The sequence below is a fragment of the Chryseobacterium sp. 2VB genome, from assembly GCF_005503635.1.
GTDB lineage: Bacteria > Bacteroidota > Bacteroidia > Flavobacteriales > Weeksellaceae > Chryseobacterium > Chryseobacterium cupriresistens.
Window position 1 is genome coordinate 264,315 of the sequence record NZ_SCNC01000001.1, and the last position, 14,518, is coordinate 278,832.

A 14,518-nucleotide genomic window follows, 5' to 3' on the forward strand; every position below is an offset into this window, starting at 1 on the left:
AAATTTTCTACAATTTGCTTAGTTTTTTTCTACGCTTGGTGATGTTTCTTGTAGAATTTATTCTGATACTTTTACATTATGTTAAACAAGTGGGTTTATTAATGTAAATAAAATAATGATAAATGTTTAAAATTTCTACAAAACTAATCTTTGCAATGATAGCCTTAAGTCCGGCTATTGCTTTTGCCCAGGCAGGAAATGTTGGGGTCAACACAGTGAATCCAGGTTCTACTATGGATATTAACGGATCATTGGCAGCTAATTATAAAGCGGTTACTACAGCCACTTATAATTTAGTATTATCAGACTTTCATGTTTCATACAATGGGAGTTCAGATGCTGTATTTGGTTTACCACCTTCTGTCAGTGGAGTTGGAAACTTCAAAGGGAGGATTTACAGAATTAAAAACAATACAAATTTTAAGATCACAGTGAATGCTGTAGCTCCGGAAACAATTAACGGAAATGCCAGTATTTCAGTACCAGCCAATCAGAGTGCGGAGCTGGTGAGTACGGGACTTACCGGAACGAATTCTACATGGGAACTTCTTTCAACGGGAACATCTTCAACAGGGGATTATATTATTGTGAAGCCAAACGCAGCCCAATCAGTATCTACAGGATCAGATGTGACATTTGGATCTGTGGTTGCCTCCAATAATATTACTTATAGCGCAGGTGTTTTCAATCTGAAAGCAGGTAAAACCTATGTTCTCCGTTGTCAGCTTCATGCTACTGATTTTTCGCTGGCAGGTGGATTCTTCGTGTATGAATGGGTAGATGCTTCCAATAATTCCGTTCTTCCTTCCAGTACAACAGGGGTTGTTGATGCCATAAATAATTATCCGGCAACATCTATTGGCGGCCAGCCGGAAGCCTATGCTATTTACAGGCCAACAGTTGATACCTCTGTAAAAGTAAGGCTGGGAGGAGCCGGAACAGCACAGCTGAACCCTACAATAGGTTTTATGACGGTAACCGAGCTTGCGGGAGGTAATGGAAATGGCGGTACAACAATCATTAATAACAATATCACAGCAAGTAACGGTCTTAGTTTATCCGGGACAGATGTAAAATTGGGAGGAACCCTTTCACAGGCAACCGATATTGCAACAGCAGGAAATAATTTAAGTATCAATGGTACAGGAAAAGTCCTGGTAGGCACCAATACAGTGCCGGCGGGAGCTGCCAGTGCAAAAGTTGTTATTGATAACGGAACAGCCAATGGAGCACTTCAGATTAAAGACGGCACCCAGCAGCTGGGGTACGTACTGACCAGTGATGCTAACGGACTGGCTACATGGTCTTCCACTGTTACTACAGCATTTGCTGATAACTGGACATCTTACACTGGAACACTGGTTAATCCTTTTACCGGAAACTCAGGAGGAGATAACCTGCCAACAGGAATTTCTGTGAATATTCCTGCTAAAGGATGGTATTTTTTCCGTTCAGGAATTACAATAACTTCTACCTGCAATGATTACTGGTTTTACATTCCCGGGATAGGGGAAGTATGGAAAACATATTGTGGAACTGCCAGTCCCGATCCTATTAATTTTGTGCCAAGAGATCAAACCAGAGTATTATATTTTGCAGCCCCCGGTGTTTACCCTATAGTTGCTCATAAGACTAATCTTGTAGTTCCATCTGGGTTTAATGTTGGGAACCCTACTTTTTATCTGGATTTTGTAAAGTTCCAAAATTAAATTCCGGATAGTTATCAGACCAGAAAAGATTCTAAAAACATACTATGAAAACAAAAGCTGCGAAGTTAATTCTTTGCAGCTTTTGTTTACTTTTATTTCAAGCGGTAACATGATTTCTGATAAACAGAAATCATGTTACTGTAAAATTCTCAATATGACTGTACTCATAAAACCAGAGACGAATATATCATACATTTGGGATAAGTTTTTCATCATCCAATAATAGTTTCTAGCCTCTTTTTAGAGGCTTTTTTTCAAAAAAGAGGGTTCGTTGTATCAAAAAAACAGCCACAATGAAAATATTGTGGCTGTCTTTTTGAAATCAAATATCGACTATTATAAAGATCTGGAGCGGGCAATATTAATAAGGTACAAAAGGTGTGCGTACATGCTTCGCTTTACAGACTCTATTTTTATGTCTCCGGTAGCCTGATTGATCGTTGTTACCAGATCGGTATTACATTGACCGGCAAAATTACCGCTTCCCAGATAGTTCACTGTATTGGTACTCGGATAAGAAATTCTGGGGTAGTCGGGTGCTGTCTGGTTGGCAACAGGTGTTGTATTGGCAAATCCTTTATTATCAACATATCGGGCTGTCCATGTGCCTAAAAACTGGCCGTTAGAGGTATTGATCCCTTGCCCCACAATAATCTGAGTATCTACAGGATTGGTAAATCCCGCACAAGAAGTGTAATGGTTTACTGACACAGTACAGGAAGATGCATTGTCACCAGGCTGAAAGCATTTCCCTTCGTAGACAGTGGATCTCTGTTCACTGGAAGATGTTGAAGTGTTCAATACAGCTTTTGGCGCAAAAATTTCCTCAGGAGAAATAAGAATTAAAACTCCTTGCGCATCCGCCGCAACAATCTTTTTTTCAGCATTTGAGAGTCCTCTCACCCTTACCAGGCCATTTACATCCAGTGTATGACTTGGAGTTGAAGTATTAATCCCAACCTGTGCTGTTGAGCTGCCACAAATAGCAAGTGCTGCCAAAAATAATGTTTTTGTTTTCATGTAATTTTTTGAAAAGGTTAAATTTTTCACTAAGGTAAGAAATATCTTTAAAACATACCGCAAATGATCTGCAATCTAGTATAAAGTAATTGTAAACGAATTTTGGACATATTACTATCCAACTTTAACCTTATATTTTTAATTAACTCAAAATTTGTACAGTCTCTGTTTGTTTGAAAAATATTTGTATTTTAGCCGAAATATGTTGTTTTTTAACAAACATATTGAACGCTGATTAAAATTCAGATAATTTGAATGAAAAAATTAGTAGATTTGCACGGAACAAAAAAAATAATAAATATTAAGCATTCTCACCCAGCTGTACTTTTGGAAGGAAGGCAGATGAGAATAACAGAATTTTAGGTTATAAAACTACTGAAACTATGAAGAAACTTTTTTTACTTTTATTTACGGCGTTTTTATTTATCGGTTGCAGCTCTGATGATGATACTATTTATGATTATGTAGGAACATGGTCTGGTTCTTATGAAGGAGGTGATAAAGGAGTTTGGAACTTCGTGGTAGATGAGAGTGGTAAAGTGGTGGGAACAATGCATTCCGATGTCAATAATGAAAACTATAACATTTCCGGGAATTTAAGTGAAACAGGAGATCTGAACGCAACCGTAGGACTTCCTTCGAAAGGAGAATTCAGAGGAACATTATCTACAGATAAAAAAGGAAACGGAAACTGGTCAAACTCACTTCCTACACCTTCCATATCAGGAACCTGGAAAGGAGAAAAGAAATAAGACAAGAAAGTCTGCAGGATATCCTGCAGACTTTTTTATTTATACAAATCCCATATGGGTAATCTCATCATGTTCATTTTTCAATGCTGCAAAACAGAGCAGAAAACCCTCATCAGAAAAATATTTTTTTAACGGTTTCTTTTGCTCTTGATTCCAACTCATAATCTCTTCATTACTTTCTACGCTATAATTTTCAGAATCTAATTTTAAAGTTAAAATCACCGCATGGTCTGATGTACAATAATCATTTTTATACAGAACATGATCTTTAATCCTTATACAATCAGAAACATTCTTAATAATGCCGAATTGAAATGCTACCAGCAATTTTCTTCCTTCTTCAGTCTTTAAACCGTTTTCAACTGTTCTTTTTCCCCTTTCAGAAATTGTATCCAAATCTTTGATGGCTGTCATCACCTTGGCAAACTTCTGGTAGAGCAGGGGATCTCCTGATTCTTTAATATAGGCATCCAGACTCTTCCGGATCACTTTTCCCATTTTGGAACAATGCCCGAATTCAGAACTGTTCTGTCTTACCTTCTCATATGACGGATTCTTTTTAAACGCAGCTTTATTAAACCCGCTTTTCTTCCGAACCACATTTTTGCCGTTCAGGTTATAAAATACCAGGTCGCCCACCGCTCCTGTAATCTTGATTACACTTTCATAGGTTGCCATATCTTTAAAATAGAAATCAAATATACCAATAAATAATGAAAACCAAAATTTTAACATATATTTATAATATAGTTGTAGTATAGTTATACTATAATTACAATATAAAATGTATATTTGTACTACGTTTTGTTAATTAATTATAAATCAGAAGAGTATGGGAACGGGATTATTTCAACAAAAAATGATAATAAAGCAGATTGCTGTTGTATTGGCAGCCTCTGTTTTGGTAGTTTCCTGCGGATCCTCAAAAAGTGCTTCCGCCAGTAAAAAATCAAATACAAAGAGCGTTGCAAAAGCTGAAAACCTCAGAAAACTGGATTCAAAATTTAACGGAAGTGTATCCAGATCAATCAATGATATTCTGAAAGATGCAGAAAAGTATATCGGAACACCCTATAAATTCGGAGGAAGTACTTCTTCAGGATTTGACTGCTCAGGATTTACCGTAAAAGTATTTGAAGAAAATGATTTTAATCTTCCGAGAAGATCTTCTGATCAGGCCGAGGCCGGAAAAAATATTGATATCAAAGACGTAAAACCCGGGGATCTCTTATTTTTTGCAACAGCGGGAGGAAGCAGGGTCTCTCACGTAGGGATTGTTCATGATATCGGTCCTGATGGAGAAGTGAAATTCATTCATGCTTCTACTTCAAAAGGGGTTATTATCTCATCTCTTAACGAAAAATACTGGAATAAGGCCTATCTTCATGCTCAAAGAGTGTTGTAAGGTTTTATTATGAATGATATTGGATGTCAGGACAAAATATTCACTAGGAACGGACTTTAGCTCAAACTTATAACTATTCTTTAACCACCCCGTCAAAAATTCTCTGAATTTTTGACACCCCTCCGGTGGAGGGGAATTTCCAGGTTTACAACTGCGCATTTCTGCAAATCAATAATATTCTTGTCATTGCAATAGCATTGCATCACAAAACTTAGCAAATTTGCCCAAAACAATTATCATATGGCAGATTTTATCAGATTTTTTATCCCTTTTTACTTCATTATTTTCTTTTTGGTCTCTTTTGTAGGAATTAGCTACAAAGTGGCTCAACAAATTGGTAAAAATCCTAATGTCCTTCCCAAAGATGATTCTGCATACGGATTGGTAGGATTTTATTTTAAGCTGATTTTATTGGCTTTGTTTATGTATACAATACTTCTTTTACTCTTTCCGAAAGAGATTTTCTCTGCTTTTAAAATCAATGCTTTGGAATATAATCTCATTCAATACACAGGGTTGGGTTTAATGATGATGGCCTTGATTTGGGTTGTTATTGCCCAGTTGCAAATGAAAAACTCGTGGCGTATCGGGATTGACAGCACAACAAAAACAGAACTTGTCACTGACGGATTATTCAGGTTTTCAAGAAATCCTGTATTTCTGGGTATGACCATCAGTCTTATCGGATTTTTTCTTGTTTTTCCTACTGTCATTACTTTTTCTTTTCTTCTGACGGGAAATATTTTAATGCAGATTCAAATCAGGCTTGAAGAAGAGTTCCTGCTAAAGGAACACGGAGAAATTTACCTGACCTATAAAAAGAGAGTGAAGCGTATGCTGGGCTATTAATTAAACTAATGTTAAAAACAGTTTTGCTGAACTTTTTTGTATCTTTGGCCGGTATAATTTTAAATAAGAAACATGTCGTTACAACAAACTATTGAAAATATCTGGGACAACAGAGATTTATTGCAGAATGAAGACAGCCAGAAGGCAATTAGAGAGGTTATTTCTTTGGTTGATAAGGGTGAACTTCGTACAGCAGAGCCTACTGAAAATGGATGGCAGGTAAATGAATGGGTGAAAAAAGCAGTAGTAATGTATTTTCCGATCCAGAAAATGGAAACTATTGAAGTAGGTCCGTTTGAATTTCATGACAAGATGCCTTTAAAGAGAAATTATGCTGAAAAAGGAGTGAGAGTTGTACCGCATGCGGTTGCCAGAGAAGGAGCTTATATTGCTCCCGGAGTAATTATGATGCCTTCTTATGTAAACATTGGTGCTTATGTAGATTCCGGAACAATGGTAGATACATGGGCGACAGTAGGAAGCTGTGCACAGATCGGTAAAAATGTTCACCTGAGTGGAGGTGTTGGGATCGGTGGAGTATTGGAGCCGTTACAGGCAGCTCCGGTAATCATTGAAGATGACTGCTTTATCGGTTCAAGATGTATCGTTGTGGAAGGAGTTCACGTAGAAAAAGAAGCTGTATTGGGTGCTAATGTAGTATTGACCGCTTCTACAAAAATTATCGACGTTACAGGAGATACACCTGTTGAAATCAAAGGAAGAGTTCCTGCACGTTCAGTAGTTATTCCAGGAAGCTATACAAAACAGTATCCGGCTGGAGAATATCAGGTTCCATGTGCTTTGATTATCGGTCAGAGAAAGGAATCTACAGATAAGAAAACATCTCTGAATGACGCATTGAGAGAGAATAATGTAGCTGTTTAAGATTAATATTTTAAGCTAATACCACAATCTTGAAAGAAAAATTTCTTAAAATACTATTAAACCCTAAATATATATTTGGGGTTTATCTTATTATATCCGTTGTAACAGCAATTTCCAAATACCTGAGAGGAGATTATGCGATCAATAACTATCTGATTTTTAAAAATGTATTCTTTAATACCATTCATCAGAAAAACTTATTTATCCATTATCCTGATCTTTATTTTGATCTGAACCATTATGGTGTATTTTTCAGTGCATTGATCGCACCATTCGCCATGATGCCGGATTGGCTGGGAATATCACTCTGGAATATTGCCAATACCTTCATCTTTATCTACGGAATTTATAAACTGCCGTTTTCAGACAGCAAGAAAGCGATTTTCGGGCTGCTTTGTCTTCAGGAATACATTACAGCAGCATTAAGCCTGCAGTTCAATGTGGCACTGACAGGTCTTTTGTTGTTATCCGCAGTATATATTTACGAAAGAAAAGAAGTAAAATCTGTAACCGCAATTTTAATAGGAATATTTGTGAAAATCTATGGAATTGTAGGATTAACGCAGTTTTTCTTTATTAAAAACAAAACTAAATTTATTCTTTCAGGAGTTGCTATTGCCCTATTATTTTTCGTGCTTCCTATGGCGTATTCAAGTCCGCAGTTTGTCATTCAGTGCTACTCGGACTGGTTTCAGTCTATTGTAGAGAAGAATAATGAAAATCAGGTTCTTGGAAATATGCAGGACATCTCTTTAATGGGCTTTGTAAGAAGAATTTTGGGAGATGCATCTATTTCAAATCTTGTATTTTTAGCAGGCGGACTACCGCTTTTTGCTTTGCCTTACATCAGAATTAAACAGTATAAACACTACGCATTCCAACTGATGATTCTGGCTTCAACATTACTGTTTTTGGTATTGTTCAGTTCCAGTTCAGAATCTCCAACCTATATTATTGCGGTGGTAGGAGTGCTGATCTGGTTTTTCCTTCAGAAAGAAAGAACACCATTGATTATTGGATTGTTGGTTTTTGTCATTATCTTTACCTGTTTCTCAACTTCGGATCTTTTCCCGAAATTTGTAAAAGAGAATTATATCATCAAATATTCATTAAAAGCCGTACCTTGTATTGTAATCTGGTTGAGAGTGACTTATGAGCTTCTGACTAAAGATTTTGAGAAAAATTACAGCCTGAATTAATGCATATGAAGAAAATTTCAATTGTAATTCCCGCTTATAACGAAGAAGGAAACGTTGCCATGATCCATCAGAAAATTAAAGAAGTTTTTGATGGTTTAAACAATTATGACTTTGAAATCATATTTGTGAATGATGGCAGCAGAGACAATACTCAACAAAAATTAGAAGAACTTTCCAGTCAGTATGATGAAGTGAAATTCATCGAATTTTCCCGTAATTTCGGACACCAGCCGGCTGTAAAGGCAGGTATGGACAATGCCCACGGAAATGCAGTCATTTCTATGGATGGAGATCTTCAGCATCCGCCGGCGCTTATTCCGGAAATGATTCAGAAATGGGAAGAAGGCTATGATGTTGTTTTTACTTTTAGAACTTATCCTAAAGAGATTTCTTTTTTTAAAAGAAAAACATCAGACTTATTTTACAAGCTTTTATCAAGCCTTTCAGATGTTAACTTAACAAAAGGCGGCGGCTCAGATTTCAGACTATTGGATGCCAGTGCAGTTGAAGTGATGAGAAATTTTAATGAAGACGATCTGTTCCTTAGAGGATTAACGAGCTGGATGGGGTTCAAACAAACAGGAATCGATTTTACTGCAGCAGAAAGACTATCAGGGAAAAGCAGTTACAATCTTAAAAAGATGTTTACTTTTGCCTTTACGGGAATCACTGCTTTCAGTGTAAAACCCCTTTATCTGGCAGCATATCTGGGCTTTTTATTCTCAGCGCTTTCAGTAATCGGATATGGAGCCTACGTAATTCATTCATTTATTGCCAAAACAGAGATTTCCGGTTGGGCATCTTTGATTATGACCATTGTTTTCTTTGGAGGACTTCAGTTGATCATCCTTGGTATCATGGGAATTTATTTAGGTAAAATATTTAAACAGGTGAAAGACAGACCTAATTATATTATTAAAAACAAAAATTTTTAAAATGGTTTTATTGAGTTTTGACATTGAAGAATTTGATATGCCATTAGAATATAAGGGTGAAATTCCCTTTGAAAAGCAGATTTCAATTTCACAGACAGGATTGGAGAGAATCCTCAATATCCTTAAAAAACATAATGCCAACGCTACCTTTTTTTCCACGGTAGTTTTTGCAGAAAACAGCAAACATCTTATTGAAAGGTTGCTACATGAAGGTCATGAGCTGGCCTCTCACACGTGGTTTCATTCAGAATTTGAAGACAAACACCTGAAAGAATCAAGAGAAAGGCTGGAAGGGTTATTTTCCACAAAGGTGACCGGATTAAGAATGCCGAGAATGATGCCGGTAGATGAAAAAGCAGTGGAAGAAGCAGGATACGCATACAATTCCTCCATCAACCCTACATTTTTGCCGGGAAGATATAATAATTTAAAAGTATCAAGAACGTATTTCAAAGAAGGAAATGTAACGCAGATTCCGGCTTCGGTTTCTCCTAACTTCAGAATTCCTTTGTTTTGGCTAAGCTTTCACAATTTCCCTTTGTTTTTCTACAAAAAACTGGCTTCGGACACCTTGAAAAAGGATAATTATCTGAATATTTATTTCCATCCATGGGAATTTGCAGAAATAAAAGATGAAGCTTTTAAACTTCCCGGATTTACGGTAAAAAACTCAGGAAAAGAGATGGTGGAAAGGTTTGACTCGTTTGTAGGCTGGCTGAAAGAAAAAGGCCATACATTCGGCACATTTCAGGAATTTCAAAAACAGATCCAACGATGAAGATTGCCTTTGATGCCAAACGGTTTTTCCACAATACATCCGGCCTGGGAAACTATTCGAGAGATCTTGTAAGAATTCTTTCCGAATATGAACCGGACAACGAATATCTGTTGCTCAACAAAAACAAATCGGAGAGAGGAAAAGAGATTTTTAATCGTCCGAATGTTCATTTTATTGAAACCTCAAAAGGAAACTTTTCACGTCAGCTGAAAATGGGTAAAGATGCCCAAAAGCAGGACGCAGATATTTTCCATGGATTATCTGGTGAACTTCCTTTAAAATGGGATTCAAAACCTATTAAAAAGGTCGTTACCATTCATGATCTGATCTTTGTAAGATATCCGCAGTATTATTCCTTTTTTGACAGGAAAATCCATTTCTGGAAATTCAAAAAAGCCGCTGATACGGCTGACAAAATCATTGCGATTTCAGAACAGACCAAAAGAGATATTATTCAGTATTTAAAAGTTCCTGAATCTAAAATTGAAGTCATTTATCAGGGCTGTCATCATGCTTTTAAAGAACAGCAGTCTCCGGAATTGATGAAAGCTGTCAAAGTGAAATTTAAGCTTCCCGAAAGGTTTGTACTGAATGTTGGAACCATCGAAGACCGCAAAAATCTTCTGAATGTTGTAAAAGCGATCAGCGGAACAGAAATTCCATTGGTTGTGGTGGGAAGAAAGACAAAATACTATCAGAAAATAGAACGTTTTCTGAAAAAGAATAAAATGGAAAAGCAGGTGCTCTTCCTCGAAGGAGTTTCTATGGATGAACTGGCTTGCCTTTATAAACTGGCCGATATTTTTATCTATCCAAGCTTCTTTGAAGGCTTCGGAATTCCTGTCATTGAGGCACTTTTCTCCAAAACGGTTGTTGTTACCAGCAATACCAGCTGTCTGCCGGAAGCGGGAGGAAAAGACTCTGTGTACATCAATCCGGACAATGATCTCGATATTCGCGCCAAACTTAAATTTCTCTGGGAAAATGAATCCGAGAGAAAACGCCGTGAAGAAAAGGGTTTCGAGTTTGTTCAAAAGTTTAATGACGAACCCATTGCAAAGGAGCTGATAAATTTTTATCAAAAAATTCTCTGAAAAAACTTTGCATTTTAAAAATAAATCCTACATTTGCATCATAATTCAAACAATGAAACCAATATTTTTAGCATTACATCATTATCATCATCATCTCTGCTAGACGGAATTGATTGATATAGTATGTGCTAAAATCAAAAATAATTAAAACCGTCTGAGTAAATAGGCGGTTTTTTTGTTTCCTGAATTCTCCTCAGAAATTTCAACAGATCAGTTTTTATTTGCTCGGACCCAAAAAAGGCAAAATGAGTAAATTAAAAATTGCAATTCAAAAAAGCGGCCGGCTGTACGAAGAATCTCTTCAGCTTCTCAAAGACTGTGGAATCTTTGTCAACAACGGTAAAGACCAGCTCAAAGTTTCAGTCGATAACTTTCCGATGGAAATCATGTATCTCCGGAACTCAGACATCCCGCAATACCTGGAAGACGGAGTGGTGGATGTAGCCATTCTTGGCGAAAATCTTCTGGTTGAAAAAGGTAAAAACATCAAAACTATCCAGAAGCTTGGTTTTTCAAAATGCCGTGTTTCACTGGCTGTTCCCAAAGAAATAGAAACGGACGACATCTCTTATTTTCAGGGTAAAAAAATTGCTACCTCTTATCCTAACACCCTCAAAAACTTTTTAGAAAACCAGGGAATTGTATCAGACATTCACGTGATTTCAGGTTCTGTAGAAATAGCCCCTAATATCGGTCTGGCGGACGGAATATGTGATATTGTAAGTTCCGGAAGTACTCTATTCAAAAACGGATTAAGAGAAACGGTTACTTTACTGAAATCGGAAGCTGTGCTGGCTCAAACGCCCCGGTTATCAACTGAAAAAGAAGCCATTCTTGAAAAATTTGTATTCAGAATCAAAGCCGTTTTAAAAGCAAAAAATTCAAAATACATTCTGATGAATGTTCCCAACGAAAAAATACAGAAAGTTGCCGGCGTTCTTCCCGTATTGAAAAGTCCTACGGTGATTCCGCTTGCAGAAGAAGGCTGGAGCAGTATTCATTCTGTGATTGATGAAGAACGTTTCTGGGATGTCATTGACGAACTCAAAGAAAATGGAGCACAGGACATTCTAATTATTCCAATTGATAAAATGGTTATTTAAAAAAATCATAATGATAGATGTTGGTTAACGCAAAGGCGCAATAAAAATGAAGTTGATGCTATTTTAAGACGCAAAGATTTTATCTCCGATAAAATTGAATACCATTTTAAGTCACAAAATTATACTCACGCACTTGCTGAAAATCTTAGATTTTCTTGCGCCTTAAAAAAGTAAAGATTTAAAAAACTTGCGCCTTTGCGTTCATAAAAAAATTGAATTATTAAGGTACCAGGCAGCTGAATAAAATAGCTTCAGCTATGATCTTAATGAAACTTAACAACTTAAAAGAATCTTAATGGTTCAAAAAAAAATAAAAAAGTACAATGAAAATATACAGATATCCCACAAAAGACACCTGGAAAAACCTGGTAAAGCGCCCTGTCTTGGAACAGAAAGAAATTTCAGGTCTGATCACAGAAATATTTGCAGAAGTTGAAAAAAATGGTGATAAAGCTTTAATAGAATTCAACAAAAAATTTGATAAAGCAGAAACCTCAGTCCTAAAAGTTTCTGAAATTGAGATCAAGGAGGCAGAAAATCAGATTCAAGATGAATTAAAGCAAGCCATTCAACAGGCGAAGGAGAATATTTCAACATTTCACGCCTCTCAAAAGCAGGAAATTCAAAAAATTGAAACCACAAAAGGTGTGGTTTGCTGGCGTGAAAATCGTGCTGTAGAGAGAGTCGGGATTTATATTCCGGGAGGAACAGCACCTTTATTTTCTACAGTGTTGATGTTGGCGGTTCCTGCAAATCTGGCCGGATGTAAAGAAATAGTTCTTTGTACACCGCCAGATAAAGATGGCCATATCAATCCTGCAATCCTGTATGCAGCAAAGCTTTGCGGTGTTTCGGAAATCTTTAAAACGGGGGGAGCACAGGCTGTTGCAGCGATGACGTTTGGAACAGAAAGTATTCCTGCGGTGAATAAAATTTTCGGTCCTGGAAACCAGTTTGTCGTAGCGGCCAAAGAATATGCACAACGGTATGGAGTAGCTATTGATATGCCTGCCGGACCAAGTGAAGTTCTTGTGATTGCAGATGAACAGGCTGTTCCTGAATTTTGTGCGGCAGATCTTCTTTCGCAGGCAGAGCACGGAAGTGACAGTCAGGTGGTTTTCATTACGACAGATCTTAAAGTGCTGGAAGAGACGGTAGAAGCTGTTGAGCAGCAAATCAAAGAATTACCAAGAAATGAATTTGCGGCCCAGGCCTTGGAAAACAGTTCTTTCATTTTGATCAATACCCTGAAAGAAGCTCTTGAGTTCAGCAATCTTTATGCTCCTGAACACCTTATTCTGGCCATCAATGATTTTGAAAAATATATTCCGATGATTGAGAATGCAGGTTCGGTTTTCCTTGGAAACTATTCCTGTGAGAGTGCAGGAGATTATGCTAGCGGAACGAATCACACGCTTCCTACCAATGCCTATGCCAAGAATTACAGTGGCGTATCGCTGGATAGTTTTGTGAAGAAAATAACATTCCAGCAACTTTCAAAAGAAGGGCTTCAGAATTTAGGAAAAACAATAGAACTCATGGCGGAAGCAGAAGGGCTGTTTGCTCACAAAAATGCAGTATCAATAAGATTAAAATGATAAATGTTGAAAAACGAGAAACCATAAAACCATTTGAAAAATAAAGGTTCTAGACTTAATGGTTTAAAAGTAGTTTTAAATAAACAATACAATGAAAAATAACAGTATCAAAACACTCGTAAGAGAAAATATATTACAATTACAACCCTACATCAGTTTCAGGGACCATAATGAATTTAATGCTCCTGTCATGCTGGATGCGAATGAAAGTCCGTTCGGGGAATGCAACCGCTACCCGGATTCTACTCAGAAAAAGCTTAAAACCAAGCTTGCAGAGCTTAAAAACCTTTCACCTTCACAGATCGCCATAGGAAACGGAAGTGATGAGCTGATAGATCTTATCATTAAAATTTTTTGCGAGCCTAAAAAAGATGCCATTCTGATGATGAATCCGTCCTTTGCGATGTACGGTTTCTATGCAGCAATCAATGAAAATAAAATTCTGAAACTGGATCTGGATGAAAACTTTGAAATCGTTAAAAATGATTTTTTAAAAACAGCAGAAGATCCTTCACTGAAGATTTTCTTTTTATGCTCGCCCAATAATCCTACGGGAAACAGTGTGGATGATATTGAATTTTATATTCAGAATTTCAATGGCATTGTAGTGGTAGATGAAGCATATATTGAATTTTCAGGAAAAAAATCAAGTCTGGAGCTGTTGGATCGATATTCCAATCTGATTGTATTGCAGACGTTTTCCAAAGCTTGGGGAATTGCCGGAGCAAGAGTAGGAATGGCTTATGCATCTGAAGAGATTATCCGCTTTATCAATACTGTAAAAGCGCCTTATAATGTGAATGTTCTGAGCCAGGAGTTGATTTTAAAAACGCTGGAGGATAAAAACAGACTTCAGGGAAACGTAAACCGTATTCTGGAAGAGAGAACATGGCTAAAACAGCAATTTGAAGGAATTCAATGTATTTCCAAAGTTTTTTCAACCGATGCCAATTTCTTTCTGATCAGAATAGATAATGTGGATCGTGTATACAGAAAAATGCTTGAAGAAGAGATTTTAACCAGCAGAAGAGATCCTGTGATTCCCGGATGTATCAGGATTAATGTGGGAAACCGTGCCGAAAATGAAAAATTAATTAACCTTTTAAAAGGAATATAATCTAGCTTGCCAAAAATATAACCATTAAGAAAGATAAGATCATAAGAAAAGTTAAGATTCATCGGGATGAATAA

At 36.9% G+C, this 14,518-nt stretch carries 14 protein-coding genes; 12 read left to right on the forward strand and 2 right to left on the reverse strand.

Features of this window, described 5'->3' with window-relative positions; translation table 11 throughout:
* Window positions 1-122 precede the first annotated feature (122 nt).
* On the forward strand, window positions 123-1,709 hold the full coding sequence (locus FFS26_RS01180; protein WP_137904054.1) for a hypothetical protein: 1,587 nt from the start codon (window positions 123-125) through the stop codon (window positions 1,707-1,709).
* A 336-nt stretch (window positions 1,710-2,045) separates the two neighbouring features.
* Here FFS26_RS01180 and FFS26_RS01185 read toward each other — a convergent pair whose 3' ends face one another.
* Window positions 2,046-2,729 carry a hypothetical protein gene (locus FFS26_RS01185; protein WP_137904055.1) on the reverse strand — a complete coding sequence of 228 codons (684 nt, stop codon included), beginning with the start codon at window positions 2,727-2,729 and terminating at the stop codon, window positions 2,046-2,048.
* Window positions 2,730-3,112: 383 nt separating this feature from the next.
* On the opposite strand from FFS26_RS01185, the gene FFS26_RS01190 reads away from it, so the two are divergent.
* Window positions 3,113-3,481 (forward strand): hypothetical protein, encoded by a 369-nt coding sequence (locus FFS26_RS01190; protein ID WP_110008797.1) that lies wholly within the window; start codon window positions 3,113-3,115, stop codon window positions 3,479-3,481.
* 39 nt (window positions 3,482-3,520) lie between these two features.
* On the opposite strand, the gene FFS26_RS01195 is transcribed toward FFS26_RS01190, so the two are convergent.
* Window positions 3,521-4,159, reverse strand: coding sequence for a hypothetical protein (locus FFS26_RS01195; protein WP_137904056.1), 639 nt, complete (start codon window positions 4,157-4,159; stop codon window positions 3,521-3,523).
* A 181-nt stretch (window positions 4,160-4,340) separates the two neighbouring features.
* Between FFS26_RS01195 and FFS26_RS01200 the strand changes: the two genes are divergently transcribed.
* The 10 genes from FFS26_RS01200 (at window position 4,341) to hisC (ending at window position 14,444) form a co-directional block, all read left to right on the forward strand.
* Window positions 4,341-4,886 (forward strand): C40 family peptidase, encoded by a 546-nt coding sequence (locus FFS26_RS01200; protein ID WP_137904057.1) that lies wholly within the window; start codon window positions 4,341-4,343, stop codon window positions 4,884-4,886.
* 240 nt (window positions 4,887-5,126) lie between these two features.
* Entirely contained in the window at window positions 5,127-5,735 is a 609-nt protein-coding gene (locus FFS26_RS01205) for a methyltransferase family protein (RefSeq protein ID WP_137904058.1), read from the forward strand.
* A 72-nt stretch (window positions 5,736-5,807) separates the two neighbouring features.
* Entirely contained in the window at window positions 5,808-6,620 is an 813-nt protein-coding gene (locus FFS26_RS01210) for a 2,3,4,5-tetrahydropyridine-2,6-dicarboxylate N-succinyltransferase (protein WP_089691708.1), read from the forward strand.
* 29 nt (window positions 6,621-6,649) lie between these two features.
* Window positions 6,650-7,819 carry a glycosyltransferase family 87 protein gene (locus FFS26_RS01215; RefSeq protein WP_110008800.1) on the forward strand — a complete coding sequence of 390 codons (1,170 nt, stop codon included), beginning with the start codon at window positions 6,650-6,652 and terminating at the stop codon, window positions 7,817-7,819.
* A 5-nt stretch (window positions 7,820-7,824) separates the two neighbouring features.
* On the forward strand, window positions 7,825-8,754 hold the full coding sequence (locus tag FFS26_RS01220) for a glycosyltransferase family 2 protein (protein WP_110008905.1): 930 nt from the start codon (window positions 7,825-7,827) through the stop codon (window positions 8,752-8,754).
* A 1-nt stretch (window position 8,755) separates the two neighbouring features.
* Window positions 8,756-9,532 carry a polysaccharide deacetylase family protein gene (locus FFS26_RS01225; RefSeq protein ID WP_110008801.1) on the forward strand — a complete coding sequence of 259 codons (777 nt, stop codon included), beginning with the start codon at window positions 8,756-8,758 and terminating at the stop codon, window positions 9,530-9,532.
* Complete coding sequence (locus FFS26_RS01230; RefSeq protein ID WP_110008802.1) at window positions 9,529-10,626, forward strand: glycosyltransferase family 4 protein; 1,098 nt, start codon at window positions 9,529-9,531, stop codon at window positions 10,624-10,626. The genes FFS26_RS01225 and FFS26_RS01230 overlap by 4 nt, the downstream gene beginning before the upstream one ends.
* Window positions 10,627-10,871: 245 nt before the next feature.
* On the forward strand, window positions 10,872-11,729 hold the full coding sequence (gene hisG, locus FFS26_RS01235; RefSeq protein WP_110008803.1) for an ATP phosphoribosyltransferase: 858 nt from the start codon (window positions 10,872-10,874) through the stop codon (window positions 11,727-11,729).
* Between the two features lie 323 nt (window positions 11,730-12,052).
* The gene (gene hisD / locus FFS26_RS01240) at window positions 12,053-13,327 is read left to right on the forward strand and encodes a histidinol dehydrogenase (protein ID WP_137904059.1); all 1,275 of its coding nucleotides are present in this window, start codon (window positions 12,053-12,055) and stop codon (window positions 13,325-13,327) included.
* 91 nt (window positions 13,328-13,418) lie between these two features.
* The gene (hisC, locus tag FFS26_RS01245; RefSeq protein ID WP_137904060.1) at window positions 13,419-14,444 is read left to right on the forward strand and encodes a histidinol-phosphate transaminase; all 1,026 of its coding nucleotides are present in this window, start codon (window positions 13,419-13,421) and stop codon (window positions 14,442-14,444) included.
* The last annotated feature ends 74 nt before the right edge of the window (window positions 14,445-14,518 follow it).

What these genes read in the sequence shown, in the direction of transcription:
- FFS26_RS01195 (WP_137904056.1), bottom strand. Translation starts at nt 4,159, where the DNA reads ATGGCAACCTATGAAAGTGTAATCAAGATTACAGGAGCGGTGGGCGAC.
- FFS26_RS01225 (WP_110008801.1), top strand. Translation starts at nt 8,756, where the DNA reads ATGGTTTTATTGAGTTTTGACATTGAAGAATTTGATATGCCATTAGAA.
- FFS26_RS01210 (WP_089691708.1), top strand. Translation starts at nt 5,808, where the DNA reads ATGTCGTTACAACAAACTATTGAAAATATCTGGGACAACAGAGATTTA.
- FFS26_RS01190 (WP_110008797.1), top strand. Translation starts at nt 3,113, where the DNA reads ATGAAGAAACTTTTTTTACTTTTATTTACGGCGTTTTTATTTATCGGT.
- FFS26_RS01230 (WP_110008802.1), top strand. Translation starts at nt 9,529, where the DNA reads ATGAAGATTGCCTTTGATGCCAAACGGTTTTTCCACAATACATCCGGC.
- hisG (WP_110008803.1), top strand. Translation starts at nt 10,872, where the DNA reads ATGAGTAAATTAAAAATTGCAATTCAAAAAAGCGGCCGGCTGTACGAA.
- FFS26_RS01200 (WP_137904057.1), top strand. Translation starts at nt 4,341, where the DNA reads ATGATAATAAAGCAGATTGCTGTTGTATTGGCAGCCTCTGTTTTGGTA.
- FFS26_RS01220 (WP_110008905.1), top strand. Translation starts at nt 7,825, where the DNA reads ATGAAGAAAATTTCAATTGTAATTCCCGCTTATAACGAAGAAGGAAAC.
- FFS26_RS01185 (WP_137904055.1), bottom strand. Translation starts at nt 2,729, where the DNA reads ATGAAAACAAAAACATTATTTTTGGCAGCACTTGCTATTTGTGGCAGC.
- hisD (WP_137904059.1), top strand. Translation starts at nt 12,053, where the DNA reads ATGAAAATATACAGATATCCCACAAAAGACACCTGGAAAAACCTGGTA.
- hisC (WP_137904060.1), top strand. Translation starts at nt 13,419, where the DNA reads ATGAAAAATAACAGTATCAAAACACTCGTAAGAGAAAATATATTACAA.
- FFS26_RS01205 (WP_137904058.1), top strand. Translation starts at nt 5,127, where the DNA reads ATGGCAGATTTTATCAGATTTTTTATCCCTTTTTACTTCATTATTTTC.
- FFS26_RS01180 (WP_137904054.1), top strand. Translation starts at nt 123, where the DNA reads ATGTTTAAAATTTCTACAAAACTAATCTTTGCAATGATAGCCTTAAGT.